This is a genomic window from Microbacterium sp. EYE_78, from assembly GCF_023149035.1.
Classification (GTDB): Bacteria; Actinomycetota; Actinomycetes; order Actinomycetales; family Microbacteriaceae; genus Microbacterium.
Window position 1 is genome coordinate 485365 of the sequence record NZ_JAHXMY010000001.1, and the last position, 23342, is coordinate 508706.

The following is a 23342-nucleotide window of genomic DNA, read 5'->3' on the forward strand; positions in this document are numbered from 1 at the left end:
CGGACGGTCGCACGGGGCGGGCCTGATCACTCGGCGAGCGCTTCGACGGGCGCCGTCCGCGTCGCGATGCGCGTCGGTGCGACAGCCGCGGCCAGCGTGAGCGCGGCGGTCGCGAGCACGACGACGACCACGGGCAGCCACGGCACGGCGGGTGCGACGAAGGTCGGCGCCGTCCACGACGGGGGCATGGCGACCGAGCCGAGGAGCGACTGGGCCGCGACCCATCCGTAGAGGACGCCGAGCGTCAATCCGAAGAGCAGCGCGGTGATCGTGACGTGCGCCGCCTCGATGAGCACCATGCGCCGGATCTGTGCCGACGTGAGGCCGAGCGCGCGCAGCAGGCCGAGTTCGCGACGGCGCTGCACGACGCCGATCGTGAGGAGGTTCACGAGTCCCACCGCCGCGATGACGGCGCTGACCGCGACGAGGCTCATCATGACCGTCGAGAACGTGTCGATCATCTGGTCGAACGCGGGATCGGGAACCCCGCCACCCGACGCTGAGACGAGGGCCTTCACCGACTCCGCGGCGACGGCGAACATCACCACGAGCGCGACGCCCATCACCACGCCGATGGCCATGCGGCTCGAGCGCTCCGGGTACCGGACGGCGTTCTCAGCGGCCAGGCGCGCCGTGACCGAACGGCCGAAGAGGCGACCGGTCGCCTTCAGGAGCGGCGGCATGATCGACACGGCGCTGAGCGAGACCGCGGTGAAGGAGCAGAGACCGCCGAAGAACGCGACCACGACGCCGATCGGGCTGAGCGCGCCCAGGAGCAGCCCGCCCCCGAGGAGCATCACGCCGATCACGCCGAGCACGATCGCGACGACGCGCCGACCGCGACGCTCGGCGATCTCGTCGCGCGAGCGCTCGACCGACCCCCCGAGCGCTTCGAGCGGCGTCACCGTCAGCACGCGCCGCGACCCCGCCCACGCGGCGAGCCACGTCGTGAGGACGACGGCGATCGCGGGGACGACGAGGACGGGCTGCACGGCGGCGTAGCCCGAGGCGACGCCGAGGACCCGGTCGAGGAGGGGGATCGCCAGCACGACCGCGAGCACCGTGAGCACGAGCCCCGCGACCGCGCCGACGGCGCCCACGACGAACCCCTGTCCGGCGACCTCGCTGCGCTGGGAACGCGCCGTCGCGCCGATCAGACGCAGCAGCGCGATGCGCCGGGTGCGGCCCGCGATGATCGTCGAGAACGTGTTGGCCGTGACGATGGCGGCGACGTAGACGGCGACCGACAGCAGGACCCCGCTCAGGATGCCGAGGATCAATGTGAGCGTGTCGGAGGACCCGTAGAGCGGGTTGGCGGCGAACACCGCCGCGATGTAGCCGGTCGCTGAGAGGAGCACGACGCCGAACGCCGTCGAGATCGCCGAGACGAGGATCGTCGCCCCCATGCCGCGTTCGCGGAGCCACGCGAGGCGCGACAGCCGCGCGGGTTCGACAGCGACGGCGGGCGCGTCGACGTGGGATACGAGGGCGGTCATGCCGCCACCTCCGTCTGCAGCATGTGCGTCGAGATCTGCTCGGCGGTCTGGCGGGGCTTGTCGGCCACGATGCGCCCGTCGCCGAGGAACAGGACGCGGTCGGCGTACGAGGCGGCGACGGGGTCGTGCGTCACCATCGCGATCGACTGCCCGTGGTCCCGGCTGGCTGCCGCGAGCAGCGACAGCACCTCGCGACCGCTGCGGGAGTCGAGGTTGCCGGTCGGCTCGTCCGCGAAGACGAGGTCGGGCGCCGTCGCCAACGCGCGGGCGATGGCGACGCGCTGCTGCTGTCCGCCCGAGAGCTGGTGCGGACGGTGGCGCAGGCGCGGGCCCAGCCCCAGGCTGGCGACGAGCCCGTCGATGCGGGTGTGCTCCTGCGACGTGGGGCGGCGGCCGTCGAGGTCGAACGGCAGCAGGATGTTGCCGATCGCGTCGAGCGTCGGCACGAGGTTGAACGACTGGAACACGAACCCGACGCGGCGGCGGCGCAGGATCGTGAGCTCCACGTCCGACAGCCCGGTGATCTCGGTGTCGCCGATCCAGACGGCACCGGATGCCGGTGCGTCGAGCCCCGCCATGATGTGCATGAGCGTCGACTTGCCCGAGCCCGACGGGCCCATGATCGCGGTGAACTCGCCGCGTCGGATGCCGACGGTGACGTCGTCGAGCGCTCGGACGGCGGACTCGCCCCCGCCATAGGTCTTCGTGAGGTTCTGGACGCGGGCGGCGAGGCCCATCTCGGTGGTCGTGATCTGCATGTCTCCGACGCTACGGACGGCCCCCGGCCCGCCGCATCGGCCCATCGTCGCGGCGGCGTACATCCCGAGGATGATCCCGGGGAGGCCGTGCGGCGGGGTCAGGCCAGACCGTGCTCGAAGGCGAAGACGACGAGCTGCACGCGGTCTCGCAGCGACAGCTTCGACAGGATGCGGCTGACGTGGGTCTTCACGGTGGCTTCGGAGAGGAACTCCCGCGCTGCGATCTCGGCGTTGGAGAGTCCTCGTGCGGCGAGCGCGAAGATCTCGCGCTCGCGCTCGGTGAGCTCCTGGAAGGACGGCGGCACCGCCCGCACCGGTTCGTGCAGCTGCGCGAACAGCTCCCGTGTCGCCGCGGCGGCGATCACCGAGGAGCCGGCGTGCACCGTGCGGATGGCCGCCAGCAGGAACTCCGGGTCGGCGTCCTTCAGCAGGAACCCGCTGGCGCCGCGTTGGATGGCGCGGGCCGCCGCCTCGTCGAGGTCGAATGTCGTCAGCATGACCACCTTGGGCGGGTCGGCGTCGGCGAGCAGGGCCTCGGTCGCGGCGAGCCCGTCCATCACCGGCATCCGGATGTCCATGAGGACGACGTCGGGTCGGGTCTGTCGGACGACCTCGATCGCCTGCGCGCCGTCGGACGCCTCGCCGACGACCTCGAGGTCGGGCTGCGAGGCGACGACCATGCGGATGCCGGCGCGGAAGAGGGCCTGGTCGTCGACGAGGACGACGCGGATGACGCTCATCGGGTGTGCTCCTCGTTCCGGGCGGCGGGGGCGCCGGTGGGCAGGTTCGCGCGGACCACGAAAGCCCCGTCGATCGGCACCGCCTCGAGGGTGCCGCCGATGAGCTGCGCGCGCTCCCGCATGCCGATCAGCCCGTGGCCGCCGGCAGGCCGATCCGCGGCATCCGACCCGTCCGAGACCGCGTTGCGCACCGTCAGCTCGACCCGGTCGTCGTGCCACGCGAGGTTGACGTCGACCCCTCCGTCGCCGCCGTGGCGGAGCGCGTTCGTGAGCGCCTCCTGCAGGATCCGGTACACCGCGAGCTGGACGGATGCCGCCACGTCGCCGCGCGGCGCCGGATCGACGTCGACGCGCAGCTGGACACCGGCCGCCCGCACCTGCGCGTAGAGCTGCTCGAGGTCGGCGAGCGTCGGCTGCGGCCCGTCGGACTGCGAGTGCCGCAGCTGCGTGAGGAGCAGCCTGACGTCCGAGAGCGCCGCCCGCGCCGTGGTCGCGATGGTGCCGAGGGCCTCGGTCTGGGCGGCCGGATCGGATGCGGCGGCGTACCGTGCGCCGTCGGACTGCGCGATGATCACCGCGAGCGAGTGGGCGACGATGTCGTGCATGTCGCGGGCGATCTGCGTCCGCTCCTGCTCGGCGGCGGTCTCGGCCTCGGCTCGCGATTGCGCCGCGCGGTTGGCCCGGGCGCGGAGCGCGGTGCGGACCAGCGCACCGGCCGTCCACGAGAGGCCGAGCGCGAACAGCGCCGCCAGCAGGACGAAGATGAGCGTCGGGATGTCGGACAGGCTGCCGCTGCCGACGAACGCCCAGCGGAAGAGGTACGCCGTGATCGTGCCGGCGCCGACGATGACCGACGAGAACCCGAGCCAGAAGACGAGCCGGCTGCCGTAGGCGGCCGAGGTGTAGAGCACGGCGAAGACCACGATGTCCGCGAAGCCGGGCCCGCGTCCGAGTCCCATCTGCACGATCGCTGCGAGCCATGCGACGCCGAGCGCGAGGCCTGGCGAGAATCGCCGGAGGCCGAGGGCAGCCGCCATCAGCCCGACGACGGGCAGCGCCGAGATGTCGCTCACCGGCTGGAAGGAGCTCGTCCCGAGCTCATACGGCAGGGCGATGAGGGCGAACAGCACCGCCAGGGCCGCGTCGACGGCGACCTGGTACGGGCGGAGCGAGCGGAACACCCTCCGACGGTACGCGCTCGGGGCGAGCGGCCGCATCCGCCTGGAGATGTATGCGATCAGACGCCGCGCTGAGGCAGGTAGACCCGCAGCCCCTGCGCGACGGCGCGCACCCGCATCCGGAAGCCGTCGGCACCGACCTTCTCGAGCTCGCCGTCGTGCACCCAGATGTCGGGCGCGCTGCCCGGCTGCACGACGATGTCGAAGTCCTCGTCGATGATGCGCTCGATGTCGGATGCCGGGGGCATCACCCGTAGCGCACGGAGCACCCGGACGGTGTTCTTGCCGAATGCGAGCGAGGCCATCGCCCTCGCCCGCGAGCCGCGCGCATGGTGCACGCGCACGTCGACGACCGGGTCGTCGAGCGTCGCGCGCTGCATGGTCGCGATGTGGTCGGGATCGTTGCGGCCGACCCCGGCGAAGACCGACCAGACCGACGCCCGCTTGCCGCCCCGGACGATGTCGACGGCGTGCGCACCGTGCATCTCGCGCCACGCGGCGACCGCCCCGCCCCACCACTTGCCGAGACTCGTGCGACGCTCGCGCTCGGCGAGGAATTCGGGGTATGCCCCGAGCGACACGGCGTTGAGCACGGTGATGGGGTCGCCGTCGTCGACCGACACCTCGGCCACCGCGACGGCGCGGACCTCCCCCGTCGTGTAGGCGTCGAGGCCCGCGTCGACGTCCTCGATGCCCGCCGACCGGGCGAAGTGGTTGAACGTGCCGTTCGGGAGGACCAGAAGCGTCAGGTCGTGCGCGCGGGCGAGGTGTGCGGCCCGGGAGACGGAACCGTCGCCGCCGAGGATGCCGAGGACCTGGGGCGGCTGGTCGCCCGCGACGGCTGCTGCGACGACGTCGTCGAGCGTCTCGTTCTCGCCCAGCTCGCGGACGGTGGCGCCCGGCATCCGTCGACGGACGTCGGGGACGCGGTCCGGCCGCCCCAGTGAGGCGCCCGAGCGGCTGTTCGCGATGACGAGGACGCCGCTGCCGGTGGACGTGTCGCTCGGGCTGCCGCTCATCCCTTCACGGTAGGCGCGGGCCCGCGCCGCCGTCGCCCTCTTGACACCCGATCGGTGGCCGCGTCACGCCGGCGAGATCGGGCGGTGCTCGAAGAAGGTCTGCAGCACGACGGTGGTCCGGGTGTTGACCGACGCCGCCGACCGGATGTCGCGGATGAGCCGCTCGAGATCCCGCGGCGTCGCGACGCGGACGAAGAGCATGTACGCCGCCTCGCCCGCGATCGAGTGGCACGCCTCGATCTCGTCGAGGTGCGCGATCAGCTCGGGCGCGTTGTCGGGCTGTGCCGGGTCGAGCGGGGTGATCTCGACGAACGCCGCGAGCGGCTTGCCGGCGATCTCCGGGTCGATGACGGCGCGGTACCCCGAGATCAGGCCGCGGGCCTCGAGGCGACGGACGCGAGCCTGCGTCGCCGAGACCGAGAGCCCCGCGACGGCGGAGAGCTCGGCGAGCGTCGCGCGCGCGTTGCCCGAGAGGGCGGCGATGATCGCGGCGTCGGCGGAGTCGGTCTCGTCTGCGGGCACGACCCGACGCTACCGCAGGCGTGTTGCACACGCGATCCTTACGGCCGTACGCTGGAAACACCGGAAATCTTCTCGTCACATCGCGAGCAGACCGTGAGGAACCGATAGGAGGTCCACCATGAGCACCGTCACCACATCGACGATCATCGGAATGCCCGAGGTCGTCGAAGACGCCCGCGAGGCCGAGACCTCCGCCGCCTGGGCGATGCTGCGGGATGCCGCGACCGCCCTGCAGGACCTGCAGACCACCGACGGCTCGGTGCCCGAACCCGCCGACCACGACGCGGCCCGCGCGCACGTCGAGGCGATCACGGCCGGCATCCGCGCGCTCTCGCCCGCCTTCCCGCACGACGCCGCCTACCTCGACGCGAGCATGGCGGACTTCGACCGCTGGGCGTCGGACGGCTTCGGCGTGCCCGACTTCCTCGACTCCCTCGTCGCATTCCAGCCGCAGCAGCACCGCGTCGACGGGCTGCGGCACCTGGTCGTCTTCCCGATGTACACGCAGAACGGCACCCGCGACCGCAAGGTCGAGGCGGTGCTCGTCGAGACGATCTGGCCGGAGTTCATCGGCGAGCTCGAGCAGACCTACACGAACCGCCTGTTCGTCTCGTTCCGCCTGCTCGACTTCACCCCGGGCTACGACACGAACTCGGCCGTCCTCTTCCCCGAGACCGTCGCGATGCGCGAGATCCCCACCTTCACGTGGGGCGCGATCTTCCAGGATCGCGAGGCGGCGCGCTACCGCCGCGTCGTGCGGGCGGCATCCGAGATCACCCGCCTCGAGCTCCCCGAGGCCGCCGCCCGCCTGCTCGACGACCAGCGTCTCGCCGAGAAGACGTTCGTCATGTGGGACCTCATCCACGACCGGACGCACATGCGGGGCGACCTGCCGTTCGACCCGTTCATGATCAAGCAGCGGATGCCGTTCTTCCTGTACTCGCTCGAAGAGCTCCGGTGCGACCTCACCGCGTTCCGCGAGTGCGTCTCGATCGAGCGCGACCTGTCGGCGAAGGCGTCGCTGACGGATGCCGAAGGCGAGATGCTCGAGCACGCCGGCCTCGTGCAGTACGCGGTGATCTTCGACCGGATCTTCCGCTTCGCGATCACGGGCACCCGCGTCCGCAACTACGACGGGCTCGGCGGCCAGCTGCTGTTCGCCTGGCTGCACCAGCGCGGCGTCCTGCACTGGACCGACACCTCGCTCGCGTTCGAGTGGGACCGCGTCGCCGACGCCGTCATCGCGCTGAGCGACGCGATCGACCGGCTCTACTGGGAGTCGATCGACCGGCCCAAGGTCGCACACTGGCTCGCCGCGTACGACCTCGTGCGCACGACCGTCACCCCGCACCCCGCGTCGCAGTGGGCCCGCGGGCTGTCCGACGAGATCCTCGCCGGCCCGCCGAAGGGGTACACCGACGCGGTCCTCGACGACGAGTTCCCGCTGTCGATGTTCTTCGAGGCCCTCGAGAAGAAGATGCGGCCGGTCATCGCCGGCGTCGCCGGCATCCGCGCCACCGACGCCTGAGCGACGCGCAGAGACCTTCGGCGCCCGGGATCGGGGGATCCGGGCGCCGAAGCCGGCGCCTGCGTCGTCCGGCTCAGTCTCCGCCGGCGGCTCAGTCTCCGCCGACGCCGCCCGCTGCCTCGCGGGAGCTCGTCGGGATGCCCGGGGCCGGGTCACCGGCATCCGCTGCAGCCGACTCGGGGGCGTCGCGGTACTCGGCCGACAGCGTCCGGTACGACCGGGAGAGGAACGCGGCCAGGGCGGCGGCGACCATGATGAGACCGCCGATCAGGAAGATCAGCGCGATGCCGCGCATCTCGCCCTCGCCGAGCAGCCACGACCAGGTGCGCTCGCCCTCGTCGGTGCGCAGGTACGGGATGACCCAGAACTCCGCGATCGGCGCGATCGCGAACGACGTGATCGGACCGGTCGAGACCTCGAGCGCGGTCGCCGCCCCGAAGACGCGACCCTGCCGCTCGAACGGCACGACCTTCTGGATGACGGTCTGCTCAGCCGCCTCGATGACGGGGACCAGCGTCATGTACGCCCAGATGCCGAGGGCGTAGAGCCACCACCACTCCCGCAGCGTGAAGACCGCACCCAGCAGTCCCATCGCCGCGACCGCGAGCAGCAGCGTTCGGATCGGATTCCTGCCGAGCCCCTTGGCCGCGATGATGCCGCCGCCGATGAGGAAGCCGGTGGCGGTCACGGCGAGCACGACGCCCCAGATCCTGACATCGAAGAGCTCGAGTCCGTACGGATCCATGAGCGCCATGTAGAGGCCGCCGATGAGGTTGTTGAACGTCGAGAAGAGGATGAGGGCGAACAGTCCCGGCACGGCGCGGATCGCCGCAGCCGCGCCACGGATGTCGAGGATCTTCGATCCCGGGTCGGGTGTCGGCGCCTGTTCGGGGATGCGCACGAAGAGCAGATGGACGAGCGGCACCGCGGTGAAGGCGATCGCCACGGCGAGCGTCCACCCCATGCCGACGAAGCCGATCGCGAGACCCGAGAGCGCACTCGTCACGATGAACGCGATGCCCTGGACCGTGCCGACGAGGCCGTTCGCGTTCGCGTGCCGGGCGGTGGGGACGAGGAGGGTCACGGTGGTGGAGAGTGCGATGTTGCGGAGGTTCTCGACGACGGCGCCGGTGAGGATGATGCCCGAGAAGAGCCAGAACCACGGGCCGCCGAGGTCGAGGATCGCCGACTCCGGCTGGGCGAGGTAGATCGCCCCGGCGGCGAGGAACGCCGCCAGGGTGAACACACCCGAGAAGACCATGACGGCGTGCTTGCGGAAGCGATCGACGAGCGTGCCGAACACCATCCCGAACACCGCCAGGAGCAGCATGTAGGCGCCGCCGATGATGCCGGTCGCGAGGACCGACTCGGTCTCGAGGTACACCCAGAAGGTCAGCGCGAACCAGAGGAAGCTCGTCGTCACGTTCGCGACCGCGGTGTTGACGAGGACGTGCAGGAACGTCCGCATGCCCCCGGGAGGGACGGTGCGTTCGGGCATGGCTGCCTGCGGCGTCGCGTCGCTCATGCGGCGAGGCTACTGCGGGCCTCGGACACGGGGAAGGGAGAGGCGGGATCGACCTAGGCTGGAGGGGTGACGACGCTCCACGACCCGACGATCCGCTCCTTCGCCAGCGACAACTACTCGGGCGTGCACCCCGAGGTCCTCGCCGCCCTCACCGCGGCGAACGAGGGGCATCAGATCGCCTACGGCGAGGACGTCTACACCGAGCGACTGCAGCAGGTGTTCGCGCGGCACTTCGGCGACGACGCACAGGCCTTCCCCGTCTTCAACGGCACCGGTGCGAACGTGACCGGCCTGCAGTCGATGCTCCCCCGCTGGGGCGCCGTGGTCGCGGCATCCACCGCCCACATCAACGTCGACGAGGGCGGCGCTCCCGAGAAGGTCGCGGGCATCAAGATCCTGAACGTCCCCACCGACGACGGCAAGCTCACCCCCGAGCTCGTCGACCGCGAGGCGTGGGGCTGGGGCGACGAGCACCGCGCGCAGCCGCTCGTCGTCTCGATCACGCAGTCCACCGAGCTCGGCACGCTGTACACGCCCGACGAGATCCGCGCCATCGCCGACCACGCGCACGCCCGCGGCATGCGCCTGCACCTCGACGGCGCGCGCCTGTCCAACGCCGCCGCGGCACTCGACCTGCCGATCCGCGCCTTCACCCTCGATGCGGGCGTCGACGTCGTCAGCGCCGGCGGCACGAAGAACGGGGCGCTCGCGGCCGAGGCGATCGTGGTGCTCGACCCCGCGGCATCCCAGGGCCTGCCGTATCTCCGCAAGCTCAACATGCAGCTCTCGTCGAAGATGCGCTTCGTCTCGGCGCAGCTGATCGCGCTCTACGAGGACGACCTCTTCCTGCGCAACGCGCGGCACGCCAACGCCATGGCGGCGCGGCTGCGCTCGGCCGTCGAGGCGGGCATCGCCGACGGATCCATCTCGGGCGTGCGCTTCAGCCAGCCGACGCAGGCGAACGGCGTCTTCGCGATCCTGCCCGACGGCGTCGCGGACGCGCTGCGCGAGTCGTTCCGGTTCTACGACTGGGATGCCTCGAAGAACGAGGTCCGCTGGATGTGCTCGTTCGACACGGCGGAGTCCGACGTCGACGCGTTCGTCGCCGAGCTGTCGCGCCTGACGACTACCTGAGCGCCCCGACCGACGCGAGCGCGAGACGGACGAGCGTCGAGCGCCCGCCCTCCATCTCGGCCGCGAGGCTCTCCGAGCACGCCTCCTCCGGCGACATCCAGGTGACCTCGAGCGCGTCCTGCCGCGGCTCGCACGTCCCCGTCACGGGCACCACGAACGCGAGCGACACGGCATGCTGCCGGTCGTCGTGGAACGCGCTCACGCCCGGGATCGGGAAGTACTCCGCGACGGTGAACGGCGCGGGCTGCGGCGGCAGCAGGGGGAAGGCCATCGGCCCGAGGTCGTTCTCGAGGTGGCGGAACAGCGCGTCGCGCACGGTCTCGCCGTAGCGGACGCGCCCCGACACGATCGTCCGGGTGATCTCGCCGACGGGCGTCGCCCGCAGCAGGATGCCCACATCGATGACGGCGCCCATGCCGTCGAGGCGCACCGGGACGGCCTCGACATAGAGCATCGGCAGTCGGCGGCGCGCCTCGGTCAGCTCGACGTCGCTCAGCCACGCGGGGTTGCCCGCCGCGCCGGACCGTCCGAGCGACGACCCGAGCCCGCGCAGCGGATCCTGCGAGCCTCCGTCGTCGTCGCGCTCGTTGGGATCGGGGTCAGGGGTGCGGACGGCCATGCCTCATGTATACCCGAGCGCATGGCCGCACCCGAGCCCGGTGCGCGTCACCCCTGCGGCAGGATGGACGCATGGCCGACGCCTTCACGATCGATCCCGACGCCGTCCTCTGGTCGGCGCCCGCCGACGAGCGCGCGGGACGCCCGCTGCTGGTGCTCCTCCACGGCTACGGCTCGAACGAGCAGGATCTGTTCGGTCTCTCCCCCTCTCTGCCGGACGCCTTCGTCGTCGCCTCGCTCCGCGCGCCGCTCGCGCCGCCGTTCCCGACGCCCGGGCACTCGTGGTTCGCGCTCGAGGGGCCCGGCCGCCGCGACCCCGACGAGGTCGCCGCATCGGTCGACGCGGTGCTCGCCTGGCTCGACGGCGCGCGGGGGGATGCCGCATCCGTCGGTCTCCTGGGGTTCTCACAGGGCGGCGCGATGGCGCTGCAGATCCTCCGGACGCGTCCCCGAGCCGCCGACTTCGCGGTCGTGCTCGCCGGCTTCGCCCTGCCCGGCGCTCTTCCGGGCGACGCCGAGCTGGCCGAGGCCACACCATCCGTCTTCTGGGGGCGCGGCGCGCGCGACGAGGTCATCTCCCCTGCAATGGTCGAGCACACCGCGCAGTGGCTGCCCGACCACGTCGACCTCAGCGGACGGGTCTACCCCGGTCTCACGCACAGCGTCTCGGAGGAGGAGCTCGCCGACGTGCGGACCTTCCTCGAGAAGCAGCTGGCGGCGACGCAGGACTGACTGGCCCTGGCATCCGTGCCGCATCGGGGCTAGCATGGCCCGGTCCCTGTCCCGAGTGTGAGGATGAGCCGTTGAAGGCACTCGACGCGATCGCGCTGTGATCCCGCGCTGACCCGTCGACCCTCCTCGAGGACGATGCCGACGGTCCGCCCGGTGATCGATTCACCGACCAGCGCGGACCGTCGACCTTCGACCGCAGCACCATCGTGCTGCCCGGCCGCACCGAGCGCTGCGGACCGGATCGTCGGCACACGCGTCCGCGCACCCCTCACCACAGGGAGGCGCACATGCCCACCACCCTCACCTCCGCGGTCACCCTCGACCGCCTCACCTTCGCCTGGCCTGACGGCACCGCCGCGCTGAGCGAGGTCTCGGGAGCGTTCGGCGGCGGCCGCACCGGACTCGTCGGACGGAACGGCTCCGGCAAGTCCACGCTGCTGAAGCTCATCGCCGGCGCGCTCGAGCCGACATCCGGATCGATCTCGACCGCCGGACGCGTCGATCTGCTGCCCCAGCAGCTGACGCTCGACACGTCGCGCGGGGTCGCCGACCTGCTCGGCATCGGCGCGGTGCTCGACGCCGTCCGGGCGATCGAGCAGGGCGACGTCGACGAGCGCCACTTCGACACTGTCGGCGACGACTGGGACGTCGAGGCACGGGCCACGGCGGCCCTCGCCGAGGTCGGCCTGCCGGACGGCGCCCTGGACCGGCGCGTCGGCGAGCTGTCGGGCGGCGAAGCCGTGCTGGCGGCCCTGGTCGGCGTGCAGCTGCGCGGGGCCGAGATCGCACTGCTGGACGAGCCGACGAACAACCTCGACCGCGATGCACGTTCGCGCGTGCACGAGCTGGTCCGCACCTGGCGCGGCACGCTCATCGTCGTCAGTCACGACGTGACGCTGCTCGACGAGCTCGACGACACCGCCGAGCTGCACGAGAACGAACTGTCGGTGTTCGGCGGCCCGTACTCCGAATGGAAGACGTGGCTCGACACCGAGCAGGCCGCGGCGGCGCAGGCCGAGACCGCGGCACGGCAGCTGCTGCGGCGCGAGAAGCGCGACCGCCAGCAGGTGGAGTCCGCCATCGCCACCCGTACCGCCCAGGGCAAGCGCGCCGCTGCGGAGCGTCGCGCGCCGCGCATCGTGCTCGGCGCGAAGAAGCGGGCGGCGCAGGTCACGGCAGGCCGGCTGCGCGTGGAGGCGAACGAGAAGGTGGATGCCGCCCGCGCCGCCGTCGACACCGCCGGACGGCGCGTGCGCGACGACGACTCGGTGCGCATCGACCTGCCGGATCCGGGTGTCGGCACCGGCCGCCGCATCGCGACGATCGGCGACGGGGAGCACTCCTGGGTGATCCAGGGCCCCGAGCGCGTGGCGCTCATCGGACCGAACGGTGCCGGCAAGACGACGCTGCTCGAGCGGCTCGTCGCGTGGGCGGGTGACTCGTTCTCCGGACGAGACGTCGCCCGGCCGGTTCCGACGGGCGCGGAGGCGGCATCCATCCGGAGTTCGGTCCGCGCCGACGCGCACACCGACCGGATCGGGTACCTGTCGCAGCGGGTGGACGGGCTCGACGACACGGCCTCGGTGCTGGCGAACATCCGGGCGTCAGCACCGGGTGCCGGGGACGTGGAGCTGCGGAACCGTCTCGCGCGCTTCCTCATCCGCGGCGACACGGTGCACCGGCCGGTGTCCGCGCTGTCGGGAGGCGAACGGTTCCGCGTGGCGCTCGCGCGCCTGCTGCTGGCCGATCCGCCGCCGCACCTGCTGGTGCTCGACGAGCCGACGAACAACCTCGACCTCGACACGGTCGACCAGCTCGTCGACGCGGTGTCCGCCTACCGCGGCGCGGTGCTCGTGGTCAGCCATGACGACGCGTTCCTCGCGCGGATGGGTCCGGACCTCACGCTGGAGCTGCGGGACGGCCGGCTGACCGAGCGCTGACGCGCGGGCCGGGGCGCAAGCCCCGGCCCGATGTCGGTGGTCCGCGCGATGATGGGGAGATGGCGGATGTCCTCGGGCGGTTCAGTCCTGCGACGCAGGACTGGTTCCGTGGCGCCTTCCACGCGCCGACCGACGCGCAGGCCGGGGCGTGGCAGACCATCTCCGCCGGCAAGCACGCCCTCGTGGTCGCGCCGACCGGCTCCGGCAAGACGCTGTCGGCATTCCTCTGGGCGCTCGACCGCATCTTCCGCGACAAGGTCGCAGAGAGACCCGCGGCCGCCGAGCAGAAGCCGAAGAAGAAGCGGGCGGATGCCACGCCGCCCCGCACGCGCGTGCTCTACGTCTCGCCGCTCAAAGCCCTCGGCGTCGACGTCGAACGCAACCTGCGCTCTCCGCTGGTGGGCATCGGGCAGTCCGCCCGGAGGCTCGGGATGCCGGCGCCCGATGTGACGGTGGGAGTCCGCTCGGGTGACACGCCCTCCGCCGACCGGCGACGCCTGCTCGCCGATCCGCCGGACATCCTCATCACGACGCCGGAGTCGCTCTATCTGATGCTGACCTCGCAGGCGGCCGAGACGCTCCGCGGCATCCACACCGTCATCGTCGACGAGGTCCACGCGGTCGCCGCGACCAAGCGCGGTGCGCACCTCGCCGTGAGTCTCGAGCGCCTCGACGCCCTGCTCGACACTCCCGCGCAGCGGATCGGCCTGTCGGCGACGGTGCGCCCGATCGACGAGGTCGCCCGCTTCCTCGGCGGCGCGGCTCCCGTCGACATCGTCGCCCCGAAGGCGAGCAAGGCGTTCGACCTCTCGGTCGTGGTCCCCATCGACGACCTCACCAACCCGCCTCCCCCACCCGGCGCGCCGGAAGAGGAGGAGCCGGTCGCCGTCGACGCGGACGACGACGATGACGGCGACGGCGGCAACTGGTACACGCCGCCGCAGTCGTCGGAGATGACCGGATCCGTCTGGCCGCACGTCGAAGAGGCGATCGTCGACCGCATCCTCGCCCACCGGTCCACGATCGTCTTCTCGAACTCGCGTCGCCTCGCCGAGCGTCTGACGGGACGGCTCAACGAGATCTACGCCGAGCGGGTCGGCATCGAGGTGCCGGACCAGACGGTGCCGGCGGCGATGAGGGTCCCGGCCGCAGAGGCTCCGGGCGGCGCGAATGCGCCGTCTGGAGGAGCGGTCAGGGCGGCGCAGGCGGGGGCATCTGCCGGCGTCGAGGCGATCCTCGCGAAGGCCCACCACGGCTCGGTGTCGAAGGAGCAGCGCGCACAGGTCGAGGACGAGCTGAAGTCCGGCGCGCTGCGCTGCGTCGTCGCGACGAGCAGCCTCGAGCTCGGCATCGACATGGGCGCCGTCGACCTCGTGATCCAGGTCGAGGCGCCGCCGTCGGCGGCATCCGGTCTGCAGCGCGTCGGCCGCGCCGGTCACCAGGTCGGCGAGGTGAGCCGCGCGGCCCTGTTCCCCAAGCACCGGGGCGACGTCCTGCACACGGCCGTCGTGACCGAGCGGATGCTGGCGGGCCAGATCGAGGCGATCTCGGTGCCGCAGAACCCGCTCGACATCCTCGCGCAGCACACGATCGCGGCCTCCGCCGTGGCCGTGCTCGACGTCGAGGGCTGGTTCGAGACGATCAAGCGATCGGCGCCCTTCCGCTCGCTCCCCCGCTCGGCGTACGAGGCGACGCTCGACCTGCTCGCCGGCCGCTATCCGTCGGACGCCTTCGCCGAGCTGCGCCCGCGCGTCGTGTGGGACCGGGATGCCGGGACCATCACCGGCCGGCCGGGCGCCCAGCGCATCGCGGTCACCAGCGGCGGCACGATCCCCGATCGGGGGCTGTTCGGCGTCTTCATCTCGGGCGAGGCCCGCAACGCCCGGGTCGGCGAGCTCGACGAGGAGATGGTCTACGAATCCCGCGTCGGCGACGTGTTCACCCTCGGCACCACAAGCTGGCGGATCGTCGAGATCACCCACGACCGCGTCAACGTCCTCCCCGCGTACGGCCAACCCGGCAAGCTCCCGTTCTGGCACGGCGACGGACTCGGCCGCCCGGCCGAGCTCGGCGAGGCGCTCGGCAAGTTCTCGCGCGAGCTGTCGACGTCGAAGCCCGAGAAGGCCACCGAACGACTCCGCGAGTCCGGCCTCGACGACAACGCCATCGGCAACCTGCTCGCCTACATCGGCGAGCAGCGCGAGGCCACCGGCAGCCTGCCGACCGACAAGACGCTGACCGTCGAGCGTTCGCGCGACGAGGTCGGCGACTGGCGCGTCATCCTGCATTCCCCGTACGGCATGCACGTGCACGCACCGTGGGCGCTGGCCGTCAACGCGCGGATCCGCGAACGGCTCGGCGTCGAAGGAGCGGCTGTCGCAAGCGACGACGGGATCATCGCGCGGGTCCCGGACACGGATGCCGAGCCGCCGGGTGCCGAGCTGTTCGTCTTCGATGCGGACGAGCTCGAGCAGGTCGTCACTTCGGAGGTCGGCGGGTCCGCGCTGTTCGCCTCGCGGTTCCGCGAGTGCGCCGCCCGTGCGCTGCTGCTCCCGCGGCTGAACCCGAACAAGCGGTCGCCGCTATGGCAGCAGCGGCAGCGGTCCGCGCAGCTGCTGGAGGTCGCCAAGGAGCACCCGACCTTCCCGATCATCCTCGAGACCCTCCGCGAAGTGCTGCAGGACGTCTACGACCTGCCCGCTCTCCTGCGCATCACGCGGAGCATCGCGGACCGCCGCATCCGTCTCGTCGAGACGACGACCAGCTCGCCCTCGCCGTACGCGCGTGACCTGCTCTTCGGATATGTCGGCGCGTTCATGTACGAAGGCGACTCGCCCCTCGCCGAACGTCGCGCCGCCGCGCTGTCGGTCGACCCGGCCCTGCTGAGCGAACTCCTCGGCAAGATCGAGATGCGCGAACTGCTCGACCCCGGCGTCATCGAGCAGTACGAGCGCGAGCTCCAGCGCCTCGATCCGACGAGGCGCGTGCGCGGGGTCGAGGGCGTCGCCGACCTGCTGCGGCTGCTCGGGCCGCTGTCCGCGGCCGAGGTCGCCGAACGGCTCGAAGGCGCTGCGCCGGACGATGACGCGCCGGCACCGGCCGCGACCGAGGCAGTGGCCGCCGCGCTCCTCGACGAGCTCGTCGACGCGCGCCGCGCGATCCGGGTCACCTTCGGGGGCGCGGCGCGGATCGCCGGCATCGAGGACGCCGGACGGCTGCGCGACGCCCTCGGCGCGGCCCTGCCCGTCGGCATCCCGACGGCGTTCCTCGAGCCGGTCGCCGATCCGCTCGCCGACCTCGTCGCCCGTTATGCGCGCACCCACGGGCCGTTCCGGACGTCCGACGTCGCCACCCGCCTCGGCGTCGGCGGCGCTGTGGCACGGCAGACGCTGCAACGACTCGAGGCGCAGGGACGCCTCGCGAGCGGCTTCTTCCTGCCCACGGACTCGGCGCACACCGACGACCTCGAGTGGTGCGACAGCGAGGTGCTGCGCCGCATCCGGATGCGGTCGCTCGCCGCCATCCGCGGCAGTGTCGAGCCGGTCGCGCCCGACGCGCTCGGGCGGTTCCTGCCGGTCTGGCAGCATCTCACCCGGCCGCTCGAGGGCGTGGACGGCGTGCTCGCCGTCGTCGAACAGCTGGCCGGAGTGCCGCTGCCGGCGAGTGCGTGGGAGTCGCTCATCCTGCCTTCCCGCGTGCGGGACTACTCCCCGGCCCTGCTCGACGAGCTCACCGCGACCGGCGAGGTCGTGTGGTCGGGGCACGGGTCGCTGCCCGGTCGCGACGGCTGGATCGCCCTGCACCCCGCGGATGCGGCATCCCTGACCCTGCAGGTCCCCGAGGACGAGCCAACGCCCTTCGAACAGTCGATCCTCGACGCCCTCGGCGCCGGCGGCGCGTTCTTCGCGGGCCAGCTCGCCGGCATGATCGAGGCGCCGAACGAGCAGTCGGTCATCGACGCGCTCTGGAACCTGACCTGGGCGGGGCGGGTCACCAACGACACCTTCGCACCCGTCCGCGGCCTGCTCGGCGGCGGTTCGCAGGCGCACCGGGTGACACGGCGCACCCCTCGGACCCGGATGTTCCGCGGCACCCCGATCGCCGCCGCAGCCCGCCCCGCGCCGCAGCGGCCCGCGATGGTCGGCGGGCGCTGGTCGCTGCTGCCGCTCCCCAGCGACGACGCGACGCTTCGCGCGACGGCGACAGCGGGTCTGCTGCTCGAGCGCTACGGCGTGGTCACACGCGGGCCCGTCCAGTCGGAGGGCGTGCCCGGCGGGTTCGCGCAGGTCTACCGCATCCTCGCCGGGTTCGAGGATGCCGGGCACTGCCGGCGGGGCTACTTCGTCGAGAAGCTCGGCGCCGCGCAGTTCGCCACCTCCGCGACCGTCGACCGTCTGCGCGAGTTCGCCTCGGTGCCCGAGCCTGCGCCCCTCACGGCGCGAACCCTCGCCGCCACCGACCCCGCGAACCCCTACGGCGCTGCGCTCAACTGGCCGTCGATCGAGGGCGTGAACCATCGTCCCGGCCGCAAGGCGGGCGGTCTCGTCGTCCTCGTCGACGGCGCACTCGTGCTGTACCTCGAACGGGGCGGCCGGACCGCCCTCGCGTTCACCGAGGCGGACGACGTCCTCGCCGCCGCCGCGCGCAGCCTCGTCGAGACCGCGCGTGCACGGAAGCTCGACACCCTGACGATCGAGCAGGTCAGCGGCGCCTTCGTCTACACGACGGCAGCCGGCCGGGCGCTCCGGGATGCCGGGTTCGTCGAGTCCCCGAAGGGGCTCACCCTTCGCCGGGGTGCCCGGGAGCCGGCCCGTGCCTGACGTCAGCGCACGATCGACGGCTGCGTCGGGAGCAGCGGATGCTTGGGGTTCCGGATGCCTGAGGTACCGGATGCCTGAGGTGCGTGATGCCTGAGGGCGACACCGTCTTCCGCGCCGCGCGGAAGCTCGACGAGGCGCTCGCGGGGCACGAGGTCACGCGCTTCGAGGTGCGGGTGCCTCGCAGCGCCGCGGCCGACCTGCGAGGCGAGACCGTCCACGGCGTCATCCCTCGCGGCAAGCACCTGCTGATGCGCATCGGCGACCAGACCCTGCACTCCCACCTGAAGATGGAGGGACGGTGGCACGTCTACCGTCCGGGGCAGAAGTGGCGCGCGCCCGCGTTCCAGGCCCGCGCGATCGTCGGCACGAGACCCGCGGATGCCGTCGGCTTCGAACTCGCGATGGTCGAGGTCCTCCCGACCACTGACGAGGACCGCGTCGTCGGACATCTCGGTCCCGACCCGTTGGCCGCCGACTGGGATCCCGTCACCGCCGCGGCGAATGTCGCGGCGGACGAGCGCGCCATCCACGTCGCCCTCCTCGACCAGCGGAACGTCGCCGGGTTCGGCAACGAGTACGCCAACGAGCTGCTGTTCGTGCGCGGCATCCGCCCCACCGCGCTCGCGAACGACGTCGACGTCGCCGGCCTCATCGAGACGGGCGCTCGCATGATCCGAGCGAACCGCGACCGCCTGGGACGCACCTTCACGGGCGACAACCGTCCGGGGCAGCAGACCTGGGTCTATCGCCGCGAGGACAAGCCCTGCCGTCGCTGCGGCACGCTGATCCGCAAGGCGGATCTGGGCGCGCGCGCGACGAGCGAGCGGATCGTGTTCTGGTGCCCGGTCTGCCAACCATGACCGGCGGTGCCCTCAGTCCGAGGACAGCCCGGTGATGCGGTAGCGCCGCTCGAGGCCGGCCGTCGCGCGACCCCAGTCGCTGTCGGCCATCCGGTGCTGGTGCGCGCGGAAGGCCGCCTCGTCGATGAACAGCTCTTCGACCGACCAGGCGCGTCCGCCGCCCAGCGACGTGATCTCGAAGCGCAGGCAGCCGGGTTCGGCGAGCGTCAGCTCGATGTGCCGGGCGAGATGGCGGCGCACCGCATCCGCCTCCTCCGCCGTGTGGCAGATGAGGCGTCCCGACAGGCGCACTCCTCCGATGTCCACGTCAGTGTCCGATGTACCGGCCGGGCCGGTGGTTGAGGGCGAGGACGAGGTTCAGCACGACCGCGCCGGCCGCGCTCAGCAGCACGTTCGGCCACGGAACGACGAGGAGGGCGAGCAGGATGATCAGCACGTCGAAGACCATCATGGTCCAGCCGACGCGGATGCCGGTCGCATCCTGGATGACGAGGGCGACGACGTTGATCCCGCCCAGGCTCGCGCCGTGTCGGAAGACGATCAGCAGGCCGATGCCCGCGAGCAGATTCCCCGCCACCGTGCCGAAGACGGGGTCGATGCGGTCGACGACGAGAAGGTTCTCGATGACGACGGAGAATCCCGAGACCGCGCCGATGCAGACCAGGGTCCGGATCGCGAACCGCCACCCGCGCTTCACAACGGCGAGCACGCCGAACGGCAGGTTGACGACGGCGAAGAGCACCCAGAACGGCCACCCGACCGCGTAACCGAGCAGCAGCGAGAGCCCTGCGGTGCCCCCGGTGACCGCCGTGCTCGCGTGCAGCAGGAACAGTCCCAGCGCGACGGTGAAGGTGCCGGTGGCGAGACCGACGAGGTCATCGAGCCACGTGTGCGGCGCCGCCTTCTCCTCGAAGACGAGGGACGGGCCCGTCTCGGGGGCGGCGGGGTCGACGGCGGTCACCGATACACCTTACAGAGCCCAGGTCAACCCCGTGATTCTCGGGGCTCCCGGGGAATGAAATGCCTTGTGGGGCGTTATATCCGCCAAGGAGGGTTCAGTGGGTAAGAACTACATCGACATCGAGAACGACCGAGGCGAGACGCTGCGCTACCGCAAGCACGCCAACGGACGTGGCTTGATCGCGCACGGCGCCAAGGTGCACCCGAGCGCGCTGGTCGAATCGGGCGCGTACGTCGAACCCGGCGCCCAGATCTCCGCCGGTGCGCGCATCGGCCGCGGGGTCTGGATCGAACCGGATGCCGTCATCGGCCCGAACGCCGAGATCGCCCCCCACGCGCACATCGGACCCGGAGCCGCCATCGGCGCCGGCGCGAAGATCGGCGTGCGGTGCTTCATCGGCGCCGGTGCCCGCGTCGCGGGCGAGTCGCTGATCGGCGACGACGAGAGCGTCGGAGACGGCGAGCGCGTCGCGACGGACCATCGCGGGCTTCGACTGGCTGCGTGATCCGCCACCGGTGACGCCGGCCCGGCGTGTGATGGTCGGGCGGGTGTCAGCGCGCCGCGCTAGCCTCGCCGAGTGACCACACCGCGCCGATCTCCCAAGGCGCTCGTCATCGGGCTCGTCGGTGCTGTGCTCCTCGCGGCGCTGGGGACCGTCGTCGCGGCGTTGAACGCCCCGAAGGAGACCCCGGCCGCCCTCCGCCCCGCCGACGCGGTGGCGTTCACGGTGTCGTACGTCTTCGACGGCGACACCATCGAGGCCCGCGAGCGCTCGGGCGAGCTCGCGGGGACCACCGAGGACGTCCGCGTCCGCCTCATCGGCATCGACACCCCGGAGGGCCGCCCCGAGCCGGAGTGCGGAGCGGATGCCGCCCGCGACCGGCTGCGCGATCTGCTGCCCGAGGGCAGCACCGTCTGGGCCGTTCCCGACACCGAGCTGCGCGATCGGTACGACCGCATGCTGCTGTATCTGTGGGCCGACGACGGCACCTTCGTCAACGAGGCGCTCGTCCGCGAGGGCCACGCCGAGGCGCTCCGCGTCGAACCGAACGTCGCCTACGCAGACCTCTTCTCCCGCGCCGAGTCCGACGCGCGTGCGCGTGACGCGGGCCAGTGGGGCGCGTGCTGACGCGGCTACGCTGAAGAGCATGGCGACACGCGGCGGGCCCCCACGCAAGGGCGGCAGACCCGCAGCGCGGGCCGGGTCGTCGGCGAAGGGCGCGAAGCGCGCGCAGCCGCGCCCGGCGAAGAAGTCGGCACCCGCGGCATCCTCCCCGCCGCCGCCCGCGGGCCCCTTCCGCCTCGGCGTGATCCCGGGCGCGACCCCCGGCAAGTGGGTCGACGTGTGGAAGGCCCGGATGCCGCGCGTCGAGCTCGAGCTCGTGCCCGTGGCGGTGGCGACTCAGCGCAGGGCGCTGGCCCGCGGCGAGGTCGACGCCGCCATCGTCCGACTGCCGATCGACCGTGACGGCCTCAGCGTCATCCCGCTGTACGAGGAGACGACCGTCGTGGTCTGCGCGGCCGACTCGCACCTGACCGCCGCCGACGAGCTGACCGTCGAAGATCTGGCGGGCGAGATCCTGATCGTCCCCGGCGACGACGTGCTCGACCTCACCGTCCCCGGAACCGAGCCGCCCCGCTTCCACCCACCCGAGACGACGGAGGAGGCGATCGCGACGATCGCCGCCGGTGTCGGGATCGTCGCCGTGCCGATGTCGCTCGCGCGCCTGCATCACCGGAAGGACGTGACGTTCCGCCCGCTCGCGGCAGCGCCGACCTCTCCCGTCGCCCTGGCCTGGCCCGCCGACGGGACGACCGAGCTGGTCGAGACCTTCGTGGGCATCGTCCGCGGTCGCACCGCGAATTCGTCCCGCTGAAGTCCCGCTGAAGCGGCAATCGCCCCGGCACCGGGCCTTTAGACTCGAGGAATGCCCCCGCTCGTCTACCTCTGCGTGCGCCCGCAGCTGGATGCGGCGGACGGCGAGTACGCCTCGTTCCGGGCGGCGATGCAGGTGGGCGAGGGCGAACTCGAACGCTGGGACCTCGTCGACGAGCCGCTCCCGGGCGACGCGTTCTCGCGCTGGCGTGGCTTCGTCGTCGGCGGGAGCCCGTTCAACACGACGGAGCCTGCCGCCGGGAAGCCGGCCGAACAGGTGCGCATCGAGGCGGGGCTCGCCGCCGTCGCCGAGGCGGCGGCCGCGGGCGAGACCACCGCCCTCTTCACGTGCTTCGGCATCGGGGTCGCGACACGCGCGCTCGGCGGCGAGGTGACGCTGGCGCATCCGGAGGGGACGGGGCCCACCGGCATCCGACTCACCGACGAGGGACGACGCGACCGGCTCTTCGGCGGCCTGCAGGCCGAGTTCTCGGCCCTCACCGCGCACAAGGAGGCGACGTCACGGCTGCCGGGCCGCGCCGTGCTGCTCGCCACGAACGACGAGTGCCCCGTGCAGGCGTACCGGGTCGGCGACCGCCTGTACGCCACGCAGTTCCACCCCGAGCCGACCGGTGTCGCGTTCACGGAACGGATGACGATCTACCGCAACCACGGCTACTTCGACGCGGACGCCTACGACGAGGTGGCGGCGACCGTGCTCGCCGCCGACCTCACCGAGCCGCAGCGACTGCTGCGCGAGTTCGCGCGCCTGTTCTGACGCGGCTCAGTCGCGGGCGAAGGCGAGCTCTCCCCGGCGGCGGCCGGTGATCCAGAGCACGAGCGGGACGAGGACGACGATCGCCGCAGCGATCCAGGCCGCGATGGCGACGGGCGTCGACTCGGGCTCGCCGCCGAACCGGCCGACGCCGATCCACGCGAGACCCCACGCCGAGGCGAGCGCCGGCGCGAGGCGGGCACGGGTGCCGATGGCACTGGCGGCGGCGATGAGGACGACGACGGCCAGCACCGCGATGCCCCATGCGTCGGCGGCCTGACCCCAGGACTCGGGGACGACCTCGGCCTTCAGCCACGCAGTCGTGTTCGCGACGGTCGCGAGGGTCACCCAGCCGAGGTGCAGGCCGACGGTGACGTCGGTGAAGAACGTCTCGGCGAAGGTGCGGGGCGGGTTCCGGACGAGCAGGCTGATCGTGTAGCCGAGTGCCGCGAGCAGCGCGACGATCGTGATGACCGTCAGCAGCAGCGTCGTGTACTGCGCGGCGAGCAGCCACAGTCCGTTGAGCACGGCCGTCAGCGCGATCGGGTAGCCGACGATGCGCTGGCGCGCGCTGCCCCGCTGCGAGGGCAGAGCCTGCCAGATCGTGTAGGCGATCATGAACAGGTAGATGACGCTCCAGATCGAGAACGCCGAGCTGGCGGGCGCGAGGATCGTCGCCGTGGCCGACAGCGCGCCGCCCTGCAGGTCCTGCACCGCCGTGCCTCCGAGGACCCCCGCGCCGAACAGCGCGGCGATGATCATGAACGTCACCGCCGAGATGACGACGACCTGGCGGGCGATGTCGGATGAGGCGGTGGCGGTGCTGGTGCTCATGGCGTCACGGTACGTCCGCGTCGACG

Annotated in this window: 21 protein-coding genes; 10 read left to right on the forward strand and 11 right to left on the reverse strand. The window is 72.2% G+C overall.

Going from position 1 to position 23342, the window contains the following annotated elements; translation table 11 throughout:
- Positions 1 to 26 precede the first annotated feature (26 nt).
- From KZX17_RS02350 to KZX17_RS02375, 6 genes are all read right to left on the reverse strand, one after another.
- Positions 27 to 1496: an ABC transporter permease gene (locus tag KZX17_RS02350; protein ID WP_248170963.1), complete on the reverse strand. Its 1470-nt coding sequence runs from the start codon at positions 1494 to 1496 to the stop codon at positions 27 to 29.
- Positions 1493 to 2254 carry an ABC transporter ATP-binding protein gene (locus tag KZX17_RS02355; protein WP_248170962.1) on the reverse strand — a complete coding sequence of 254 codons (762 nt, stop codon included), beginning with the start codon at positions 2252 to 2254 and terminating at the stop codon, positions 1493 to 1495. The genes KZX17_RS02350 and KZX17_RS02355 overlap by 4 nt, the downstream gene beginning before the upstream one ends.
- 98 nt (positions 2255 to 2352) lie before the next feature.
- Positions 2353 to 2994 carry a response regulator transcription factor gene (locus KZX17_RS02360; protein WP_248170961.1) on the reverse strand — a complete coding sequence of 214 codons (642 nt, stop codon included), beginning with the start codon at positions 2992 to 2994 and terminating at the stop codon, positions 2353 to 2355.
- Positions 2991 to 4175: a histidine kinase gene (locus tag KZX17_RS02365; protein WP_248170960.1), complete on the reverse strand. Its 1185-nt coding sequence runs from the start codon at positions 4173 to 4175 to the stop codon at positions 2991 to 2993. Before KZX17_RS02365 ends, KZX17_RS02360 begins: the two co-directional genes overlap by 4 nt.
- Before the next feature lie 56 nt (positions 4176 to 4231).
- On the reverse strand, positions 4232 to 5191 hold the full coding sequence (locus KZX17_RS02370) for a diacylglycerol kinase family protein (protein ID WP_248170959.1): 960 nt from the start codon (positions 5189 to 5191) through the stop codon (positions 4232 to 4234).
- A 63-nt stretch (positions 5192 to 5254) separates the two neighbouring features.
- The gene (locus KZX17_RS02375; RefSeq protein ID WP_248170958.1) at positions 5255 to 5713 is read right to left on the reverse strand and encodes an Lrp/AsnC family transcriptional regulator; all 459 of its coding nucleotides are present in this window, start codon (positions 5711 to 5713) and stop codon (positions 5255 to 5257) included.
- A gap of 118 nt (positions 5714 to 5831) precedes the next feature.
- Between KZX17_RS02375 and KZX17_RS02380 the strand changes: the two genes are divergently transcribed.
- Complete coding sequence (locus tag KZX17_RS02380; protein WP_248170956.1) at positions 5832 to 7241, forward strand: DUF6421 family protein; 1410 nt, start codon at positions 5832 to 5834, stop codon at positions 7239 to 7241.
- Between the two features lie 91 nt (positions 7242 to 7332).
- On the opposite strand, the gene KZX17_RS02385 is transcribed toward KZX17_RS02380, so the two are convergent.
- On the reverse strand, positions 7333 to 8766 hold the full coding sequence (locus tag KZX17_RS02385; RefSeq protein WP_282443380.1) for an MFS transporter: 1434 nt from the start codon (positions 8764 to 8766) through the stop codon (positions 7333 to 7335).
- Positions 8767 to 8832: 66 nt separating this feature from the next.
- Here KZX17_RS02385 and KZX17_RS02390 point away from each other — a divergent pair, with 66 nt between their 5' ends.
- On the forward strand, positions 8833 to 9900 hold the full coding sequence (locus tag KZX17_RS02390; protein ID WP_248170954.1) for a low specificity L-threonine aldolase: 1068 nt from the start codon (positions 8833 to 8835) through the stop codon (positions 9898 to 9900).
- Here the strand turns inward: KZX17_RS02390 and KZX17_RS02395 are convergent.
- Positions 9893 to 10519 (reverse strand): NUDIX hydrolase family protein, encoded by a 627-nt coding sequence (locus KZX17_RS02395; protein ID WP_248170953.1) that lies wholly within the window; start codon positions 10517 to 10519, stop codon positions 9893 to 9895. The two genes, KZX17_RS02390 and KZX17_RS02395, sit on opposite strands and share 8 nt — an antisense overlap.
- A 71-nt stretch (positions 10520 to 10590) precedes the next feature.
- Here KZX17_RS02395 and KZX17_RS02400 point away from each other — a divergent pair, with 71 nt between their 5' ends.
- The 4 genes from KZX17_RS02400 to KZX17_RS02415 all read left to right on the forward strand — a co-directional run bounded on the left by KZX17_RS02400 (position 10591) and on the right by KZX17_RS02415 (position 18870).
- On the forward strand, positions 10591 to 11250 hold the full coding sequence (locus tag KZX17_RS02400) for an alpha/beta hydrolase (RefSeq protein WP_248170951.1): 660 nt from the start codon (positions 10591 to 10593) through the stop codon (positions 11248 to 11250).
- Between the two features lie 287 nt (positions 11251 to 11537).
- Entirely contained in the window at positions 11538 to 13190 is a 1653-nt protein-coding gene (locus KZX17_RS02405) for an ABC-F family ATP-binding cassette domain-containing protein (protein ID WP_248170950.1), read from the forward strand.
- 59 nt (positions 13191 to 13249) lie between these two features.
- Positions 13250 to 18010: an ATP-dependent helicase gene (locus tag KZX17_RS02410; protein ID WP_248170948.1), complete on the forward strand. Its 4761-nt coding sequence runs from the start codon at positions 13250 to 13252 to the stop codon at positions 18008 to 18010.
- An 86-nt stretch (positions 18011 to 18096) separates the two neighbouring features.
- The gene (locus tag KZX17_RS02415) at positions 18097 to 18870 is read left to right on the forward strand and encodes a DNA-formamidopyrimidine glycosylase family protein (RefSeq protein ID WP_248170946.1); all 774 of its coding nucleotides are present in this window, start codon (positions 18097 to 18099) and stop codon (positions 18868 to 18870) included.
- A gap of 12 nt (positions 18871 to 18882) precedes the next feature.
- On the opposite strand, the gene KZX17_RS02420 is transcribed toward KZX17_RS02415, so the two are convergent.
- Positions 18883 to 19176 carry a putative quinol monooxygenase gene (locus KZX17_RS02420; protein WP_248170945.1) on the reverse strand — a complete coding sequence of 98 codons (294 nt, stop codon included), beginning with the start codon at positions 19174 to 19176 and terminating at the stop codon, positions 18883 to 18885.
- 1 nt (position 19177) lies between these two features.
- The gene (locus KZX17_RS02425; protein ID WP_248170943.1) at positions 19178 to 19831 is read right to left on the reverse strand and encodes a YitT family protein; all 654 of its coding nucleotides are present in this window, start codon (positions 19829 to 19831) and stop codon (positions 19178 to 19180) included.
- 97 nt (positions 19832 to 19928) lie between these two features.
- Here KZX17_RS02425 and KZX17_RS02430 point away from each other — a divergent pair, with 97 nt between their 5' ends.
- The 4 genes from KZX17_RS02430 (at position 19929) to KZX17_RS02445 (ending at position 22485) form a co-directional block, all read left to right on the forward strand.
- A complete protein-coding gene (locus KZX17_RS02430) occupies positions 19929 to 20336 on the forward strand; it encodes a transferase (RefSeq protein ID WP_248170942.1) in 408 nt (135 codons plus the stop codon).
- 72 nt (positions 20337 to 20408) lie between these two features.
- Positions 20409 to 20960: a thermonuclease family protein gene (locus KZX17_RS02435; RefSeq protein ID WP_248170941.1), complete on the forward strand. Its 552-nt coding sequence runs from the start codon at positions 20409 to 20411 to the stop codon at positions 20958 to 20960.
- Between the two features lie 19 nt (positions 20961 to 20979).
- A complete protein-coding gene (locus KZX17_RS02440) occupies positions 20980 to 21708 on the forward strand; it encodes a LysR family substrate-binding domain-containing protein (protein ID WP_248170939.1) in 729 nt (242 codons plus the stop codon).
- A gap of 51 nt (positions 21709 to 21759) precedes the next feature.
- Positions 21760 to 22485 (forward strand): GMP synthase, encoded by a 726-nt coding sequence (locus KZX17_RS02445; RefSeq protein WP_248170937.1) that lies wholly within the window; start codon positions 21760 to 21762, stop codon positions 22483 to 22485.
- 6 nt (positions 22486 to 22491) lie between these two features.
- Here KZX17_RS02445 and KZX17_RS02450 read toward each other — a convergent pair whose 3' ends face one another.
- Positions 22492 to 23316, reverse strand: a complete 825-nt coding sequence (locus KZX17_RS02450) for a tryptophan-rich sensory protein (RefSeq protein ID WP_248170935.1) — start codon at positions 23314 to 23316, stop codon at positions 22492 to 22494.
- Positions 23317 to 23342 lie beyond the last annotated feature (26 nt).

Coding starts and splice junctions, on each gene's coding strand:
- KZX17_RS02395 (WP_248170953.1), bottom strand. CDS start 10,519: ATGGCCGTCCGCACCCCTGACCCCGATCCCAACGAGCGCGACGACGAC.
- KZX17_RS02410 (WP_248170948.1), top strand. CDS start 13,250: ATGGCGGATGTCCTCGGGCGGTTCAGTCCTGCGACGCAGGACTGGTTC.
- KZX17_RS02415 (WP_248170946.1), top strand. CDS start 18,097: ATGCCTGAGGGCGACACCGTCTTCCGCGCCGCGCGGAAGCTCGACGAG.
- KZX17_RS02405 (WP_248170950.1), top strand. CDS start 11,538: ATGCCCACCACCCTCACCTCCGCGGTCACCCTCGACCGCCTCACCTTC.
- KZX17_RS02400 (WP_248170951.1), top strand. CDS start 10,591: ATGGCCGACGCCTTCACGATCGATCCCGACGCCGTCCTCTGGTCGGCG.
- KZX17_RS02450 (WP_248170935.1), bottom strand. CDS start 23,316: ATGAGCACCAGCACCGCCACCGCCTCATCCGACATCGCCCGCCAGGTC.
- KZX17_RS02440 (WP_248170939.1), top strand. CDS start 20,980: ATGGCGACACGCGGCGGGCCCCCACGCAAGGGCGGCAGACCCGCAGCG.
- KZX17_RS02445 (WP_248170937.1), top strand. CDS start 21,760: ATGCCCCCGCTCGTCTACCTCTGCGTGCGCCCGCAGCTGGATGCGGCG.
- KZX17_RS02380 (WP_248170956.1), top strand. CDS start 5,832: ATGAGCACCGTCACCACATCGACGATCATCGGAATGCCCGAGGTCGTC.
- KZX17_RS02355 (WP_248170962.1), bottom strand. CDS start 2,254: ATGCAGATCACGACCACCGAGATGGGCCTCGCCGCCCGCGTCCAGAAC.
- KZX17_RS02385 (WP_282443380.1), bottom strand. CDS start 8,766: ATGAGCGACGCGACGCCGCAGGCAGCCATGCCCGAACGCACCGTCCCT.
- KZX17_RS02370 (WP_248170959.1), bottom strand. CDS start 5,191: ATGAGCGGCAGCCCGAGCGACACGTCCACCGGCAGCGGCGTCCTCGTC.
- KZX17_RS02350 (WP_248170963.1), bottom strand. CDS start 1,496: ATGACCGCCCTCGTATCCCACGTCGACGCGCCCGCCGTCGCTGTCGAA.
- KZX17_RS02360 (WP_248170961.1), bottom strand. CDS start 2,994: ATGAGCGTCATCCGCGTCGTCCTCGTCGACGACCAGGCCCTCTTCCGC.